Consider the following 17,790-nt stretch of genomic DNA (forward strand, 5'->3'; position numbering starts at 1 on the left):
TTATAGGGCAAAGGTAAGGAATTAAATAAGCGATTTAAATGTAATTATTTTCATAATTGGCCAAAGATTTTTCTAATCTTCGTTTTATAAAATTTTTTAATCGAGGAGGAGAGATAACTTTTATATTTTCTCCAAAACCTAAAATCTCACGTTCTAATTCAAAGTTCAAAACCACATCTATGCGTATAATGATACTTCCATCTTCTCTTTTTTTGAGAATTTGTTGGGATGGATGTATAGGCTTGGTTTCTACATAAGGAGCATTGTATGCATCTATTTCGAGAATGACACGTTGACCTCTGTCACGACTAGTTTTTGTAACACCGATGGTGTCTTCGAAATAACGTTCAAAATCTATTCCTTCGTAAGGTACAAATCCGGATTTTGCCATTTCTTCAATTTCAAGTATTCGATCTAAAGCCAAAGTTATTAAAACGGTTCCCTTTTTAGGTTTACAGATCAAAAACCAACGGTTTCGGTATTCCTTTAATAAGTAAGGAAAATAAACTTGTTGCGTTTCTGCTTTAGACTTGAAAGATTTGTAGGATATTAATAAGGGTATCTCGTCACGAATGGCTTTGTGTATTGCTGTAATCCACTCTAAACCTTTGAGTAGCTTATTGCTTTCTAATTGTATAGCTACTTTTTTATTTCCTTCGGATTTACTCAAATTGGACTCTAAACGAACAATCAAATCACTCATTTCTTCAAAATGAGTGAAACCATTCATATATTTCAAAAAATCTACAGCATCTTTCATTTTACCTAAATCAGCATCAGTCATTGGAGAATTATTAATACTGTAACTAGGGTCTGAGTAAGTGTAGTATTTTCTATCTACCACCACAATTGGTGCATTATAAGCAAGCTTATTAGAACGCATAAACTGTATGTCACCTTGCACCGTTCGTTTGCTGACTCCAGATGTAATACCCTCGTATTCATATAATGCATCTGCAATTTTTATCATCAAATCTTCCAATGTCCACTTTCTATGGCGCTGTCTGAGGAAGTGATCTATAGTTTTATAACGTATAAGTGCAAGTTTATTTACAGACATGGCTATTTGTGTGCTTTAAATACAGTATTAAATGTAAGGACAATTATTTTACTACGCAAAGGACTTGCGTAATTATTCACTAACAAACCTCATTTTTGTAACAAATATTGTTTTATTAAAAATTATACAACTGATTTTAAGTAAATTATCTGTTTATACGAAATTTATTTCATTAATTGTTTTACTGCGCAAAACTGTTGCGTATAGACCTTTGCATCTTTGTAATGTCAGCTAAGTTGAATGAGTTCTTTGATTATAATGAAGCGAAAAGCTTATAAAGATATGTGCACAAACGTGCACAAAGAAACCACAAAGCTCGAATGCTTGTCCTAGTCTCTTGTTTCTGTATAGCAAGATAGTGTTGATTCCATAGAATACAATATACTGACATAGCAAGAGGACAGTGGTGTTAATGCTAGGGTCGTAGGTTCGAATCCTACTTTTGTCATAGACGAAATAACTCAGTGGGTAGAGTATAGCCAAAAAAGGCGGGTTCGAGTCCCGCACACATCTGTCACATGTGTCATCGGTTGGAGGAACGAAAGTTCCATTTTTGAAGTTTAGACTTTCTTTCAAAAAGTCACCATAAGCTTTTCGTCTCTTGTTCGGTTGTTGAATTGCTTTAATTAAAGTATGAAAATAACAAATCGGCTTGCTTCTTAGCAGAATAGAACAAGTTTGTTAAACATATTCGTATGTAATCTCTAGGGAAATCTTTGGTCGTAGATCATCGAAATATAATAGATGAATACTCGTGTGGCTTAGTAAACTCCTTCTGTACTCCGTAGCGAACTGATGAGCAAGACTCGAAAGGCTTTTTTAGAAGAATTGAGGTATGAATAGTTAGAATTAGGAGTTCAACTGTTCAAATAATTAAAAACATTAAAATCAATAATATGAAAAGAGTAACTATTAACACTAATGAAGTTGGATTTGTTGTAAAAAACAATGCTGTAGTTCGCATATTGACTGCCGGGAAATATTGGTTAGGATTCGGCGAGAATATACAAAGATATGATATGGCAAAGCCATTTCATACGCCATATGATGTTGATGTATTGTTACAGATTTCAGGTTTTTCGGAATTGGTAGAAGTTGTAGATGTATTGGATCATGAAATTGGAATTGTTTATGCAAATGGTAATTTCAAGCAATCATTAGCATCAGGTAGACATGTATTTTGGAAAGGTTTGCAAAAATTAACTTTCCAAAAAGAAGATATTTCGACAATAGAAGTTTCTAATAGCATAGACAAAAATTTGTTAGAGAAATTAGCTTTCTACGTTCGTCAATATAAGATTGAGCCATCCGAGAAAGGGTTATTATTTGTCGATGGCGCATTCGTCAATGTGTTGGAAGCGGGTACCTACTACTGGTGGAAAAACTCCACTACTATTGCCGTCACACAAGCGGATATTCGCTTGACAACGATGGAAATCGTGGGCCAAGAAATATTGACTAAAGATAAAGCACAAATCCGTATCAACTTCTCGGTTCAATACCAAGTGGTTGATATAATCAAATCCTTATTGGAGAATAAGGATTTTGAAAAACAATTGTACACTTTAATGCAGTTAGCATTACGTTCTTATATAGGTCAATTGACTTTGGACGAATTGATGGAGAATAAGTCAGCTCTAAATGAGCATATATTGGCAGAAGTTGAATCTCAAGTAGAATTATTAGGTGTAAAAATCTTTAATTCCGGATTGAAAGATGTGATTTTACCAGGTGATATTCGTGAAATCATGAATCAAGTTTTGGTAGCTGAAAAACGTGCGCAAGCTAACATCATTACACGTCGTGAAGAGACGGCTTCGGCAAGAAGCTTGTTGAATACAGCCAAATTGATGGAAGAAAACGGGATGTTGTTCAAATTGAAAGAGATGGAATATGTGGAGAAAATTGCGGAAAAAATCAACTCCATTTCTGTTTCTGGCAATGGTCAAATCGTTGATCAGTTGAAACAATTGTTTGTTAAATAATTAGATTTTTAGACGGTTAGGGGTAGTTTTTGAAGAGGTTGCTACCGCTAACCAAAAATAGGGAATTAATGGAAATGAAAATAATATCAAGATTGAAGAAAATAGAAGAAAAGCACGGCATAGAAATATTGTTTGCTTGCGAATCTGGAAGTAGAGCTTGGGGTTTTCCATCAACAGATAGTGACTATGATGTTCGTTTTATCTATAAAAGAAAGAAGGATCATTATATGACCGTATTTGAAGAATCTACTGAATTGGGGTTCGCCATAGTGGATGATTTGGATTTTGTAGGCTGGGACATCAAGAAAGTGTTTTTGCTACTTCATAAGAGTAATGTGACTCCATTTGAATGGTTGCAATCGCCTATAGTTTACTGTGAAAAGAAGGATTTTAGAAACTATATGAAATCAGTTTCCCCAAATTTTTATGTGTCAAAAAGACATATACATCATTATTTGGGGATAGTTAAAGGTCGAATGGAAGCTGTATCTTTTGAAGAAATGAAATTGAAATCTTTTTTTTATATCATGCGCTCTTTGCTTTCAGCTTATTGGAATATGAAATTTGGGACTTATGCGCCTATGGAGTTTGAACCTTTGATGACTTTGCTTCCGGAGAAAATAAAAGTATCATGTAAAGAGTTGAGAAGTCTGAAGTTAGAGCTTGAAGAAAGTTTTGTTTTTAATCTTTCAGATGAAATGAGAAAATTCATCATAGAATTACAAGACGAAATATGGACTTACGCCGATACTTTGGATGCAATGATAATAAGTAAAGAATTGGCAAATGTTGGATTTTTAAAAATATTGGAAGATGACTATAGAAGCGCTTCGTGCTAATGGATTAATACTTTTTGAAGTAGTAGCTGGTAGCCATGCTTATGGATTGGCTACTAAAGATTCGGACATGGATATAAAAGGTGTCTTCTATCTTCCTAAAGTCGATTTTTATTCGGGTGAATATATAGCACAAGTTGCGGATGAAAAAAATGATGTGGTTTACTACGAGTTGGGTCGGTTTTTCGAACTCTTGTCCAAGAGTAATCCGAGTGCTTTGGAAATATTAGCAACCCCTATTGATTGTGTGAGATATAAGCATCCTTTGATGGAAGATTTGAATATTCGAGATTGCCTTTCCTTGGAAGCTGTCAAGACATTTTCGAATTATGCAATGGTTCAGGTTCAAAAAGCAAAAGGTCTAAATAAGAAAATCAATAATCCGATAGCACGGGACAGAAAAACATTGTTAGATTTTTGCTATATTCTAGAAGGTAATGATGCCAAACCTTTTGTTCAATGGTTGGAAAATAAAGGTTGGGATCAGACCAATTGTGGATTAGCTAAATTGAATCATTGCAAAGGGACATACGGCTTGTATCATGACTCAACAAATGGAAAGTATAAAGGAGTTTTAGCAAAACCTGATAGTTGTGACGTGTCCTGCTCATCCATACCTAAAGGTGAAAAATTGGAAGCTTATCTAGTGGTGAATCAAGATTCATTTGCACAGCATTGCAAGAATTATAAGGAATATTTTGATTGGGAATCTAATCGTAATGAAAAACGATTTCTTGCTAACTTGAACCATAATACTGGATACGATGCCAAGAATATGATGCATACAATACGCCTGAAGGAAGTCGCTAATGATATATTGCTTCATAAAGATTTACGGGTTAAAAGGTCAAATCGAGAAGAACTGCTTAAGATAAAATCTGGTTTATATACCTATGAAGAGTTACTAGATAAGGCTGTTACTCTGCAAGATGAAATAAATGAATTGAGTATCACAAGTGAATTAAAAGAAACTTTAAATATAGAATTGTTGCGATCTATATTGGTTGAGATACGTACAATTTTGTACAATTAATGAGTTAGTATTAATGGAAAATAAAAGAATAAATGGCAACGATTTGATTGCTTTAGGATATAAAGAAAATCATGCTATGGGAGTAGCATTGAAAATTAATAAAAAACGTTTGGGGCTCACAAAAGAAGAGATGCTTCAAAAGTTTAAAGATGTATTAGAAACTCCTGAATCCTTTTTGGAAGATCCAACTTTTGAGCCTTTGGCGAATATCTTGCTAAATATAGAAAAGATTGATGAAGAGCTGATTACACTGAATGATAAACCCAATGAATATACCGTCTATGGTGTAGAGAATATTGAGGAAGGTGCTAAAGATCAAATGAATGTAGCTATGACGCTTCCTGTAACTGTTGCAGGAGCCTTGATGCCCGATGCGCATCAAGGATATGGATTGCCCATTGGTGGTGTGTTGGCTACCAAAAATGCGATTATTCCTTACGGTGTAGGTGTGGATATTGGTTGTCGAATGGCGTTATCAGTTTTTGATTTACCTGCTAATTATTTAGATTTAGAACATCATAAATTGAAGAAAATCTTAATCGACAACACCAAATTTGGTGCAGGTCATGGTTTTTTAAAGCACGAACGCTCGGATCATGCTGTATTGGATAACTCCTTGTTTGAAACTAATGCTTTCATTCGAGAATTGAAGGACAAGGCATGGACGCAATTGGGTACTTCTGGAGGAGGTAATCACTTTGTGGAATTTGGGGTAATGGAGTTCAAAGAGAAGGATGAGGTTTTAAATATTGAAAAAGGTTCTTATTTGGCATTATTGACACATTCAGGTTCTCGAGGAATGGGAGCTACCATAGCAGATCATTATACCAAATTGGCAAAGGAATTATGTAAGTTACCTTTCAAAGCACAAAATTTGGCCTACTTAGATTTGGATTCTGAGGCAGGACATGAATATTGGTTGGCGATGAATTTGGCTGGTGATTATGCTTCTGCTTGTCATGAAATGATTCATGTTAAAATAAAATCAGCCTTAGGAGCTGAATTATTAGCCAAAGTAGAAAACCACCATAATTTTGCTTGGAAAGAGCAAATCAATGGTGAAGAAGTGATCGTACATCGTAAAGGGGCTACACCTGCTTCCAAAGACGTTATGGGAATTATCCCGGGTTCTATGGCTACACCAGGATTTTTGGTACGTGGAAAAGGTGAGGAAACTTCTATTAATTCGGCATCACATGGTGCAGGACGGCTTATGAGCCGTACAAAAGCTATAAAGACATTACGTAAAAATGATCTTAAGACATTGTTGTCAGATCATGGCATTACCTTAATCGGAGCAGGAATGGATGAAGCACCTATGGCGTATAAAGATATTCATACGGTGATGTCAGCTCAAAAGGATTTAGTGAATATTGTAGCTACTTTCTCGCCAAAAATTGTTCGGATGGCCGATGATGGTTCTCGTGAAGATTGATGACAATAAAAAAATGTTCCTGTTATATCATATGATATAACAGGAACATTTTTTTCTATGTCGTAAAGAACTTCATCTCAAACTTTCTTTCAAAATTTATAATCCAATTGTCAAAAAATACAGGAAATTCTATGTTTTCTATATGTTACTTTAAAAACACAACTCGCTGATTATTAAGACAATTAAACATTCTGGGTGCCCGTTCAGTTTTATAGGTCATTTAAAATTGGTTCTCACTTATAATACAGAAAATCTTTGATAAAAAATTTCTGTAGGGAATCGATATAGATTCCCATTGCTAGCGTGGATTATTAAATATTTAGAATCCTTGCTTAGGAAATGATTGCTTTGATATCCAGGGATTTTATTAATAACTTTCCCTAGAGAGTTTATTATTGCAAGCTCATTAAAACTATAATATCCTGTCCAATCATAAAAAACTTCACGTTCTCTATCAATTACCCTTGGTCTAAAAGGAAATGCTGATGTGATGATATTTTTTGTTTGAAAGTCTAGTAAATCATTGTTTTGATTTACAGCCCAAGATTTATGTCCAAGAAAATAATATCTATTTAAGGCAGTAGTAAATTTCTTACTACTCTCGTGCCATATGGAATGTTCATTAGAGTGAGCTTGGTTTATCAAAAAATCTATTTGGTTTGGAAGTAGTTGAACGCTTTCTGTATGACCTAGTTCGTTTAGAACTTCTATTTTATGACCATTTTTAGAATCAATGCTTTTAACCCCATTGCCAGACATTCCTTTAGCCTCAGTAACCATTATGCCATATCCATTTTTATTAAAAGCAAGTGATGCTGGGTAATTGTAAGGGTTTTCTGGATGGTCAGTAGCAGGATCAATAGGGACTTCAATTGTTTGTAAAATTGTTCCTGAATTTAAATCAATAATCCTAATTTTATTATCGCTGCCATAAGCGTAGTTGGATTTGTTGAATGAATTATAAACTATATTAGTAGGTATTGTTGGAACTTTGAAACGTCTTTTAATGACAAACTCGTTAATATCTATTTCTCCAATATGATTATTTTCGGCGTAGCCGTAGAAAATATTTGAAAGTCCAGTGTTTGTATAAAATCTACTCACTTGCTCCTCATAAGGATTCATCGTAATTAATTTGTCAAAAAATTTGACATTTAAGTCTAATGTGTCCTGTCCTCCTTTATTATTGATGTATATTTTAAAATCTAAGGGATTTGTCAGTACCACACATCCACTTGTGAAATCAATACTTTTATCTTTTACATTGTTTATCTTGATCTCAGTCAAACACAAATCGCCTAATTTGCTTATTTGAGGGGATGAAGTAATTGCATCCATTAGGTCTAGCTGAACATTTAACTTTTCACCTATAGTAGCATAGGCTGTTGTGATTTTATTTTTGCGGTATTGCAAAATGGGGATGATACGTCTACTTCCATTATTGCTAAAAACAACTTCACCTTCTCTATTTTCTGAACTGTGATTTTGAGTAGCGGTAATTGAGATATTTATTGCATGTTTAGAGATATTTGTAGTGTCTACACGAATCCAATTAGGTTTTTGGATGTTAAAGTTAGCATTACGTTTGACGTTGAAGTTAAATTTTTTGATTGAAGCGCTTGCAAATAAGGAGTCTTGAGGTACCTCCAAAATGAATTGATCATATTTCAGAACTATATTATCATTTAGCGTATCTCTGTTTGTGAAGTCAATGGTATAATCCTGTGTGACAAAGCCAGGCTTACTTATGCGTGCTTTTAATAGATTTTTGGATAAATCTCCTACTTGCGAGTTTCCTAAAGTTAATAAATGAACTGTATTCGGGTTTATGATTTCGAGTTTTACAGAGTCGACCTTTCTACTCAAAAATTCGTCCCAGAATGTAAGTTTTAATAGCGTCTTGTTTTGTTTTTCAGGATTATCTTTTACACAGCCTGAGATGATTCCTGCGATCAAAAATATGATATAGATATATTTCATCTTATTTTAGTAAATCTGTTAATTTTATTCGAATAAATCCCGATTTTGAATTGTTAAATACACAATAAGCATATTGTCCACTTTTAAAAAAAGTTGTTTTAGTGTGTGAATAGAGGCCATAAGGAAGGATATTTTCATCAATTTTTGACCATGTGTCTGAATTGAAATCGTATTTGTGAATATCATCTTTCAAAACGAAGCCAAAACCTTCATGTTCAAAAGAAGTCTGCCACATTAGAGGCGGATAATCTGCTTTTCGTATCCATTGGCCAGATTGTGTGTTATAAGCCATGACCTCGACATTACCAGTCGTTTTGGCGCCTCCTACTACTATAAAGTGATTATTGAGAGAGAGTGCAGTTGCATGTATTCGATTACCATATTCTGGAATAGTATTGATCGGGTAATCTGCTAATTGTTCCCATTTATTAGCAGATATATTGTATGCGTATAATGAATTATCGGGTTCGTTGTATACATTTTGATAGCTATTAGTTCCACCTGTAATATACAGCTTACCATTGACCATGCTCATTACCGCCCCTCCTCTTTTTAGACCAGGATAATCGTTTAATTTTTTCCATGTCTTGGTGGCAGGATTGTATTCATGAAAATTTTCAGACTCTTTGCCCGTATACAGGTAAATCAAGTTGTTATTTCCTGCAATAAGTGGAGACTCTGTCATATAGGGCACTTGAATTTCCGTAAATGAATTGGTGGAAGAGTGAAATTTCCATAAACGAAAAGGATAATTTATAAAGACATCTTTCTTGCTGGCGCCAATGTAACTCTCATTATTAATTATAACCGATCCCGAAAAGCTTGTTACTTCAAATGGAGCTTCTGATTGAACTAACTCCCATTTGTCGACTATTTCAATTTGATCTTTTATGGTGATTTGCTTGTCAAGATAATGAAGAGTAAGCTTCGGTTTTTTTGTCGTATAATAATAATCTCCTCTGGGACTGAAGGATATGGTTTGGAATCCACCTTGATTACTGACTTGATTGATGTAAACTTCTTTATCATCAAGTTTAACAATATAGTTTGTTCTAGGTAAGCCTTTGAATTTTAACGAATAATGCTGATTGAGTCTCAAATTCAAGGGAGCCTCTAAGAGTGTGGGCTCCATAAGCCTTAGCTTTTCTGGAGCTTCTATTCGATGATTATTTGCTGTTAATTCTAGTGTTAGGATTGCATTTTTAATACTGTTGGGTAAAATAAACTTCAGCATGTTTTTTGAGTAAGAAGTTAAGTTTACTGCTATATTATTTAAATATACTTTGTTGCCCTCACGCCACGGTGAAAAGTTTTCACCATGAATCGTAATTTCTTGGTCAATATCAACGTTATTAGAGATACTTAATATTTTTGGTGTTAAAAGGGAGAATTCTTCTTTAGATTTAACTGTTTGATATTCTGTGAATAAAGAAATGATTTGGCTTCCAACTGGAGTATTGGATCCAAGAATCATTTTTATTTGTTGTCCTGAATTTGTTGGAGCAAAATGCATAGAACTATCACCTACCATAATTTTGGTAAAATGATAATCCTTAAAGTTTCCATATAGAGTTAGCGTATCATTTATGTTAGCTTTTCGTGGAGAAATAGAGTCTATTTGTATCATCTTTTCTTTCCCAAAAACAAAGGATTTGATTTCTTTTTTGTTGACGGAACCATAATTAATCATGTAGCTATAATAATATTTCTGGTTTGTTTTAAAACCTGAGGAAAATGAATAACTGTAGCTTTTGATACTAAGAGGTAGTTCGAAAGGTTTTGTATGTATAACCTTGGTAAATAATGAGTCTTCACTTACAACAATTGCAAAGGTATATACATCTTGTGTAGGCACACTATTTACCTTAATGGAAAGCTTTACACCACCATCACTCATTATTTCTGGATTTAAAAGCTCAATGCTTTCTAATTTATTCTGATTTGAGATGTCAGAATCGGTGCTTTTCTTTTCACAAGAAATTAATGTTAAGATATAAGTCAGAGGAATGAATAATTGTTTTATTCTCATGTTGAATTAATACTTGTGCTTCTATTATTTGATTTTTGGTAAAATAGTTAATTTGTTTGATAATAAAGCAACTGCTATATCAAGATAGTTTGATTTAATGATGTAAAGTTGCTCATCATAAGAATTAGACTTATGTATTCTGTCATAAGCTATCCAAAAATTTCTAATGTTTTTACTTGACTTCCTCCCAAAAAACGGGATCATTTTAAATTATTTAATCTGTTACAACATAAGTCTGATAATTAACTGCAATCCTCGGTGACCCCTCAGTTTTCAGCGGCTAACTATTGGTCAAATCTGCAATCAGTTTTCTTATATCAGGAAATGAAAAGACTTGACTTCTCAATATAATTAATTTCGTTGATATAAATTAAAGTGTAGTTGCGTAGTCACATAGTTGGATAGTTTTCAAACTTTTTATAAAGCTTTATAATCAAAATGTCAAAAAACACATGTAAAACGATATTTTTCGTTTGTTACTTTACGAACACAACTTGTTGTAAATCAAATAAATTAAACATTCTGGGTGCCCGCTCAGATGTTATGAGTCAAATGTAAGGAATTAAGGACAAAAAGATATTTATATAGAATTATTAAAACCTTTATATATATCTTTTAATGCTTTTACAACACTTTCAATAGTTGAATCATCATTTAAAGGATTAACCATTAATCGAACAAATGCACTATTTTCTTCCTTTTGTATATGCTTTTCTAAAATATTATTAAGTCTTTTTACTAAACCCTCATTGCTACTTGCAATTTTTCTCATTTCTCTCCCTAATACAATTGGTCCGATGCTTTCGAAAACTATATTTTTTGTTTCATCAAATAAATCGTTATGATGTTGATATATCATTTCATCATTTAATGTAAAAAAATGGACAACTAGATTCGAGATGTCAGTAGCATCCTTTTGACGATGTTCGGGTCTATCATCGTAAGCAATAAACTTGAGTAAGGCTATTGCAGGTAATGTTGCTACTTTGAATGAATGTCCAGTCTCAAATTCTACATCTTCTATCCCATTATTATATACATCTATTAATCCATCTACACGAATACTGGTCATTCCTTGTCCATTAACAGTGACACTTCCATCATCTTCAATTTCACCAAATGGTAAAATGTCCACTTGCGTACCATCTGGAGCAATTAGAACAAATGCATTACCTCTATATGGTGTAAATTTTTCAGTATCTATAAGATACGCTCTGATCCGCTGGTACTCATCTTCATTACACACCAATACAGCATAATCAACATCTTTTGTTGTTCTAAAACTCATGTTACCTTTTTCGTACCATACTTGTCTAGCTAATGCGCCTATTAAGTAAAAGTCTATATTTAATTGATTAAAGCTGCGCTCCACTATATCAAATATATGTTTAAGTTCTCCGTGTCTCATATTAGGAAAAATCTGCTTTTAAATAACTGTCAAAAATCGATTCTGCAACCTCTATATTTCTTGGATCTTGACTAATGATTAAATCAGCATAAATTAATATTGGTGGCGCACAGTATTTCTCTAAATTATACGCTTCTTGCCAAAAATGCTGTATGATTTCAATATCACCTTTAGAGTCTGGTACAAGCATCATTTTTGTCATAAGCTCCATCTTCGATAATTTGGTGTAAAGTGTTTTTATTTCGGGTTCAATATAATTTGACATTATGTTCGCACCAGCTTCTCCTCCCCATACATCACCAGGTGCAAGTTGTTGCTCTTTCCAATATTTATTATTTTTTAAAAACCGATAGCGCCCTACCATTAGTTTTGGTTTCAAGGTCTCGCCATAGCCTGTAATCCATCGGTCTAGTAGCTCTCGTTTACGAGTTATTATATATTTATTTCTATTTTTAGCGATTAGATAACCGGCTTCTTGTAAATTATTTATAACTAAAGGAACGTTGCCTAGTGCTACATTTGCTCGATGAGCAATTTCCCTATAAGACATATTTAAAGCGTTCTTTTCAGTAAGCAATAAAAAGACTATTTTAAGTCCAGTAGGAGTAAATGCTCTGTTAGGTTTTTCTTTTTCCACTGTTGGTATTCTGTTTCCCTCAATAAAAATATAGCAGCTCTCGTTCCGGAAATAAAAATTTCCAGCTATATCTAAATACGCTATATTTTCATTTCTTAGCATTTCCTTAGCTTTAGGAAAAATGTTTTGTGCTAAGAGTAAGAACATATCATTTACGTTAGCACGAGCTTTAATTAGTTCTATATGTGTGTGGCGGATTTCTTTCTTTATGTCCGTTTTAAAACTAATTCTATTTTCGCCTAAAGAAATTGTCAATATTCCATCTATTCCTGTATTTTTAGTATGTTCTAAGAATTCCCACTCTCCATATATACCCGCTACATTTTGGAGATTGTTCAATGCTTTATTTACCGTCTTGATTTCCTGTTGAGACATTGGTTGTTCATTTTATTTCGGCGTTCACGTTACGTGAACAATCAAATTTAATGAACATTATTTAATAATCAAAGAAATATTATATGTTTAAAACTTGAATTAAATATATAAGAGTTTAGTTCGTGGATAATAAACAGATAATGGTTCTATTATCCGGATATTATCTAACTTCATATAATCGGATTGTCAAAAAAAAAGGAAATACTGTGTTTTCTATTTGTTACTTTAAAATCGTAACTAATTGATTTTTACACTAATTGAGCATTCTGGGTGCCCGCTCAGTTTGATAAGAAGCAAAGATATAGATTTATACTCTATATGCTTATGGTATTCTTCATCAGTAACTGGTTTTAACCATATAGCCCCACCGCCATTTATATTTGTGCCAATAGCGATATGTTTCATTGTATCTGTGGAAGTTGCGCCATGCCAATGTGTGATAATTTGACGCATTTTAAAATGCTCCACGATAAGAATGATATATAGTAACCTTTAAAAAAAAACACTTACCATAAACGTCTCAGAATTAATAGTTTGATTACCCACACATCATATAATCTTTACATAACTCTTATAGATTTGTCGCAATAAAGATTTATGAAAAACATGAAAAAATTATCTATTCTTTTTACTGTATTAAGTCTCCTCAATTTAGAGGGTAAAGCACAGACATCATCTGACAATGGAATAATGCGATTGGATGAATTTCGCTATCCTAAAAAACGTGAGATTATTAATATTCCGAATGTAAATGGTCTAACAGTTTTGAAATGTGACTTCCACATGCATACGGTTTTTACAGATGGACATGTATGGCCAAATGTTCGCGTGCAAGAAGCTTGGAAAGAAGGATTAGATGCCATCTCGTTTACAGAACATGTAGAATACGCCCCTCATTCGGCTGATGTAAAAGTTAGTAATTTAAGACCTCATGAGTTAGCTAAGAGCTTAGCTGAGGAGAACAATTTAATTTTGATAAAAGGTACTGAAGTAACACGAAACACGCCTCCAGGACACTTTAACGCACTATTTATTCAAGATGATAAAAATCTAATAGCTGATCGCGGGAGTGAGCTTGACGAAAAAGCAATACAAGCTGTGGTAGATCAAAAAGCATTTATTTTTTGGAATCATCCAGGATGGAAAGCAACACAGATTCAAGGTTCTTATGAATGGATTCCTTTTGTTGAGAAAATGTATCAAGACAAAAACCTACACGGCATAGAAGTAGTGAATGGCTTTGGATTTCACAAAAAAGCTTTAGATTGGGCATTGGATCGCAACTTGACAGTGATCGGGAATACAGATATTCACAATTTAATCGCACACGATTATGACATTGAACGTCAGGGTATTCACAGAACTATGACGCTTGTAATGGCTAAAGACAGATCTGCAGCAGCGATACGTGAGGCATTAGAAAAAGGGAATACGGTAGCTTGGTCAAGTAATTACCTATTTGGTAAAGAAGAAAATGTACGAAATCTGTTCAATGCATGTGTGAAAATAAGCAGTGCTTATCACGAAAAAACCAATGCTCAAGGAGTGAAAACCAAATATTATGAACTATCAAATAATAGTGATCTTCATTTTGAATTGCAGCTAAAACAAGGTAATGGAACACAAAAGGTAATATTATATCCACAATCGACACAAATTATTACTACTTCAGGCGAACAATCAAAATTAACCTATGAAGTGGTTTCTACTTTCATTCGCAGCGATAAACATCTAATAGTCGACTTAAGCTTATAATCTTTTCAATATGAAATTTTACGTACCAATATTCCTATTGGCTGGCATTACTATGTCAAATAATATACTATCAAGTAACTTACCTCTAAAGATTCAAAGCCCCAATTTCATTTTACAACAGGTCACGGGAAAAGTCGTTGATGAAAATGGAAAACCTATTTCGGCAGCAACAGTTACTATAAAGGGATCAACATTAAAAACCCAAACAAACCTTCGTGGTGAGTTCACATTTAATAACTCAAATCTATCGGATGTAGTTTTAATTATCTCCTGCATTGGATATAATAGTACAGAGATTCCATTAAAAGCAAATACAAATGCGCAAATAACCCTAAAACAAGAAAATGGTCTTGAAGAGGTAGTGGTAGTGGGATATGGAACACAAAAAAAAGCTAATCTTACAGGAGCTGTATCTCAAATTAGCGCTGAAGTATTAGAAAATAGACCTTCTCCAAGTCTTAGTAGAATGCTTCAAGGAACCTTACCTAACTTGAATCTGAAAATGGTAGATGGAAGTCCTACACGTGGAGCTACATTTAATGTACGCGGAACGACATCTATCGGCGCTGGAGGAAGTGCCTTAGTACTAATAGACGGAGTTGAGGGCGATGCAAACAATATCAATCCCAATGACATAGAGACTGTAACGGTATTGAAAGATGCGTCATCAGCAGCGATTTATGGATCACGAGCAGCGTTTGGTGTAGTACTAATTACAACAAAGAACCCGCAAAAAGGAAGTACTAAAGTTGATTTCAGCTCTAACTATTCCATTAACCAACGTACCGTCGAACCAAAATTAATTAGTAATGGCTATGAATGGGCAAAAAATTTCAATGACTCATTTAATGCATGGTACGACTACAAGTCCACTCCAATATCAGTAAATAATATTTACCCATTCTCTTTAGAATATTTAGAGGCTCTAAAAAATCATAATGAAAACCCGACAGGAGAACAGGCAATTTTTAATCCATCTAAAAATAGGTATGAATACTTCGGTAATACGGATTGGTACAATTTAATTTATAAAGATGCGATGCCAGCAACCGAACAAGCACTAAGTGTATCAGGAGGAGATGACAAGGCTTCATATTATGTATCAGGAAGATATTATCACCAAGATGGAATATTTAAATATAACCCAGATAAATTCAACAAATACAACCTACGTGGTAAGGGGGATGTGAAAATCAACCCATGGCTTACAATTCAAAACAACACCGAACTGAGCAGCCACGATTACATTTACCCTATGTTTGCGGATGGTGATGGTAATATCTGGAGACAATTTGAACACCAAGGATTTCCAATGGCTGTTACGCATAACCCTGATGGCACATACACACATACAGCTGTTTACACGGGTGTAGCTTCTTATATGGAAGGTAATAATAAATCGGATTTAAATAACACCTATATACGCAATACAACAGGTTTAATTCTAAAACCTATTTCGGAGCTTACAATAAAAGGTGACTTTTCTTACGCTAAGACAATTGAAAAGGAAACGCGGACGAATAATTTCATGAACTTCAGTAATGCTCCAAATGAAATGTCTAGATTCGGAAGAAGTCTTCTTCGTGAGTGGAGCGAAGACACTAAATATATTGCAGGAAACATTACAGCCAACTATGTCAAAAAATTCAACGACATACATGATATCAATGCATTAATTGGTTATAATGTGGAGAGCTCAAAAACAAAATTGTTGCGCGCGCAGCGTGATGGTATTTTGGTTGAGAGTAAGCCTGATTTCAATTTAATGGATGGGCTCAATTATAATATAACAGGTGGTGGTAACGAATGGGCTTATTTGGGCTTATTTTACCGTTTCAATTATGCATATGACAACAAATATTTGCTAGAGTTAAACGGTCGTTACGACGGTTCCTCCAAATTCCCCTCTCATCAGAGATATGGATTTTTTCCATCTGTATCAGCTGGTTGGGTTTTATCCAATGAACAATTCTTCGAATCAGCTAAACCAACTTTTAGCAATTTAAAGTTTAGAGCGTCATACGGTTCTTTAGGGAATGGGAATGTCGCTCCTTATAGATATCAAGAACAAATGTCTGTAAGTAGAACATCGGTTATTCTGAATGGCGTTCAAGCCAATTATACACGACTTCCCGGTGTTATACCAACTGGTTTAACATGGGAAAGATCAACAACATTCAATGTCGGATTAGATATTGGCTTGATGCAAGATGCATTAAATTTCACATTTGATTGGTATAATAGGATGACCTATGATATGTTCACTACAGGGCAGCCATTACCAAATGTTTTTGGTGCAACTGTACCCTTCGGAAACTACGCTGACTTATCTACCAAAGGATGGGAGTTAACGGCAAATTATACAAATAAATTTGATGTTGCTGGCAAACCTTTTACTTGGGGAATTAATGGCTCAGTATGGGATAGCAAATCTACAATTGAACGCTTTAATAATCCCAATAAATTACTTAGCACACACTATGTAGGGCAAGAAGTTGGTGAAATTTGGGGTTATGAAACATTAGGCTTTTTCACGTCTGATGAAGATGTATTGAATCATGCAAACCAAAGCTTCATTAAAAACTCAAACAACAATGTATGGCTTGCTGGAGACTTAAAATTTGCAGACCTGAACAACGATGGTGTGATTAACCAAGGGAACAATACCCTTGATAATCCAGGTGATCGAAAAATCATCGGCAACAATTCACCACGCTACCAATATGGATTTACATTATCTGGAAATTGGAATGGTATTGGTATTTCTGCATTTTTCCAAGGTATAGGTAAGCGTGATTGGTATTTTGCTCCTGAGGCAGGTTTATTTTGGGGACCATACAATCGACCATATGGTTACCAACCTGAAACGATGATGAACGATTACTGGACAGAAGAAACTCCAAATGCTTATTTCCCAAGATATAGAGGGTATACAGCACTTGGTACAGATAGATCATTAGGCGCACCACAAACCAGATATCTACAGGATGTGTCCTACTTACGTCTTAAAACATTAACAATTGATTATTCACTTCCAAAAGAATGGACATCGAAGATGAAAATAAATCGAGCGCAAATTTTCGTTTCTGCGCAGAATCTATTTACAGCTTCTGGCTTATTTAAAAACACTGAAAATTTTGACCCAGAGGTAATGGAAGCACCAGTTGGTGAATTAACTAATGGCTCTGGTCAAGGGTATGCTTATCCTATGCTTAAAACTACCACTTTAGGATTGAACTTAACATTTTAATGGCTAC

Annotated in this window: 12 protein-coding genes; 6 read left to right on the forward strand and 6 right to left on the reverse strand. The window is 34.2% G+C overall.

The window, feature by feature from the left end; all coding sequences use genetic code 11:
- Positions 1–34: 34 nt before the first annotated feature.
- The gene (locus H8B04_RS09550) at positions 35–1,060 is read right to left on the reverse strand and encodes a helix-turn-helix transcriptional regulator (protein ID WP_149912363.1); all 1,026 of its coding nucleotides are present in this window, start codon (positions 1,058–1,060) and stop codon (positions 35–37) included.
- Positions 1,061–1,956: 896 nt separating this feature from the next.
- On the opposite strand from H8B04_RS09550, the gene H8B04_RS09555 reads away from it, so the two are divergent.
- The 4 genes from H8B04_RS09555 (at position 1,957) to H8B04_RS09570 (ending at position 6,349) form a co-directional block, all read left to right on the forward strand.
- On the forward strand, positions 1,957–3,045 hold the full coding sequence (locus H8B04_RS09555; protein WP_149912364.1) for a slipin family protein: 1,089 nt from the start codon (positions 1,957–1,959) through the stop codon (positions 3,043–3,045).
- A gap of 74 nt (positions 3,046–3,119) precedes the next feature.
- Positions 3,120–3,884 (forward strand): nucleotidyltransferase domain-containing protein, encoded by a 765-nt coding sequence (locus tag H8B04_RS09560; RefSeq protein WP_188347317.1) that lies wholly within the window; start codon positions 3,120–3,122, stop codon positions 3,882–3,884.
- On the forward strand, positions 3,859–4,914 hold the full coding sequence (locus H8B04_RS09565) for a DNA polymerase beta superfamily protein (RefSeq protein WP_190302220.1): 1,056 nt from the start codon (positions 3,859–3,861) through the stop codon (positions 4,912–4,914). Before H8B04_RS09560 ends, H8B04_RS09565 begins: the two co-directional genes overlap by 26 nt.
- A 13-nt stretch (positions 4,915–4,927) precedes the next feature.
- Complete coding sequence (locus H8B04_RS09570) at positions 4,928–6,349, forward strand: RtcB family protein (protein WP_149912367.1); 1,422 nt, start codon at positions 4,928–4,930, stop codon at positions 6,347–6,349.
- 237 nt (positions 6,350–6,586) lie between these two features.
- On the opposite strand, the gene H8B04_RS09575 is transcribed toward H8B04_RS09570, so the two are convergent.
- From H8B04_RS09575 to H8B04_RS09595, 5 genes are all read right to left on the reverse strand, one after another.
- Positions 6,587–8,329: a BACON domain-containing protein gene (locus H8B04_RS09575; RefSeq protein WP_190302221.1), complete on the reverse strand. Its 1,743-nt coding sequence runs from the start codon at positions 8,327–8,329 to the stop codon at positions 6,587–6,589.
- 1 nt (position 8,330) lies between these two features.
- Positions 8,331–10,358, reverse strand: coding sequence for a Kelch repeat-containing protein (locus tag H8B04_RS09580; protein WP_190302222.1), 2,028 nt, complete (start codon positions 10,356–10,358; stop codon positions 8,331–8,333).
- 580 nt (positions 10,359–10,938) lie between these two features.
- On the reverse strand, positions 10,939–11,766 hold the full coding sequence (locus H8B04_RS09585) for a nucleotidyl transferase AbiEii/AbiGii toxin family protein (protein WP_149912360.1): 828 nt from the start codon (positions 11,764–11,766) through the stop codon (positions 10,939–10,941).
- A gap of 1 nt (position 11,767) precedes the next feature.
- Positions 11,768–12,778 carry a type IV toxin-antitoxin system AbiEi family antitoxin gene (locus tag H8B04_RS09590; protein WP_149912361.1) on the reverse strand — a complete coding sequence of 337 codons (1,011 nt, stop codon included), beginning with the start codon at positions 12,776–12,778 and terminating at the stop codon, positions 11,768–11,770.
- Positions 12,779–13,015: 237 nt separating this feature from the next.
- On the reverse strand, positions 13,016–13,231 hold the full coding sequence (locus H8B04_RS09595; RefSeq protein WP_190302223.1) for a cupin domain-containing protein: 216 nt from the start codon (positions 13,229–13,231) through the stop codon (positions 13,016–13,018).
- Between the two features lie 153 nt (positions 13,232–13,384).
- Between H8B04_RS09595 and H8B04_RS09600 the strand changes: the two genes are divergently transcribed.
- Complete coding sequence (locus tag H8B04_RS09600) at positions 13,385–14,533, forward strand: Sb-PDE family phosphodiesterase (protein WP_190302224.1); 1,149 nt, start codon at positions 13,385–13,387, stop codon at positions 14,531–14,533.
- 52 nt (positions 14,534–14,585) lie between these two features.
- Positions 14,586–17,783, forward strand: coding sequence for a SusC/RagA family TonB-linked outer membrane protein (locus H8B04_RS09605; protein ID WP_223815352.1), 3,198 nt, complete (start codon positions 14,586–14,588; stop codon positions 17,781–17,783).
- The last annotated feature ends 7 nt before the right edge of the window (positions 17,784–17,790 follow it).

Origin of the sequence: Sphingobacterium litopenaei (genome assembly GCF_014692495.1) — a bacterium.
Taxonomy (GTDB): Bacteria; Bacteroidota; Bacteroidia; order Sphingobacteriales; family Sphingobacteriaceae; genus Sphingobacterium; species Sphingobacterium litopenaei.

Excerpts from the sequence above, each read along its gene's own strand:
- H8B04_RS09575 (WP_190302221.1), bottom strand. The coding sequence starts at position 8,329 with ATGAAATATATCTATATCATATTTTTGATCGCAGGAATCATCTCAGGC.
- H8B04_RS09550 (WP_149912363.1), bottom strand. The coding sequence starts at position 1,060 with ATGTCTGTAAATAAACTTGCACTTATACGTTATAAAACTATAGATCAC.
- H8B04_RS09605 (WP_223815352.1), top strand. The coding sequence starts at position 14,586 with ATGTCAAATAATATACTATCAAGTAACTTACCTCTAAAGATTCAAAGC.
- H8B04_RS09565 (WP_190302220.1), top strand. The coding sequence starts at position 3,859 with ATGACTATAGAAGCGCTTCGTGCTAATGGATTAATACTTTTTGAAGTA.
- H8B04_RS09580 (WP_190302222.1), bottom strand. The coding sequence starts at position 10,358 with ATGAGAATAAAACAATTATTCATTCCTCTGACTTATATCTTAACATTA.
- H8B04_RS09595 (WP_190302223.1), bottom strand. The coding sequence starts at position 13,231 with ATGCGTCAAATTATCACACATTGGCATGGCGCAACTTCCACAGATACA.
- H8B04_RS09600 (WP_190302224.1), top strand. The coding sequence starts at position 13,385 with ATGAAAAAATTATCTATTCTTTTTACTGTATTAAGTCTCCTCAATTTA.
- H8B04_RS09585 (WP_149912360.1), bottom strand. The coding sequence starts at position 11,766 with ATGAGACACGGAGAACTTAAACATATATTTGATATAGTGGAGCGCAGC.
- H8B04_RS09560 (WP_188347317.1), top strand. The coding sequence starts at position 3,120 with ATGAAAATAATATCAAGATTGAAGAAAATAGAAGAAAAGCACGGCATA.
- H8B04_RS09590 (WP_149912361.1), bottom strand. The coding sequence starts at position 12,778 with ATGTCTCAACAGGAAATCAAGACGGTAAATAAAGCATTGAACAATCTC.
- H8B04_RS09570 (WP_149912367.1), top strand. The coding sequence starts at position 4,928 with ATGGAAAATAAAAGAATAAATGGCAACGATTTGATTGCTTTAGGATAT.
- H8B04_RS09555 (WP_149912364.1), top strand. The coding sequence starts at position 1,957 with ATGAAAAGAGTAACTATTAACACTAATGAAGTTGGATTTGTTGTAAAA.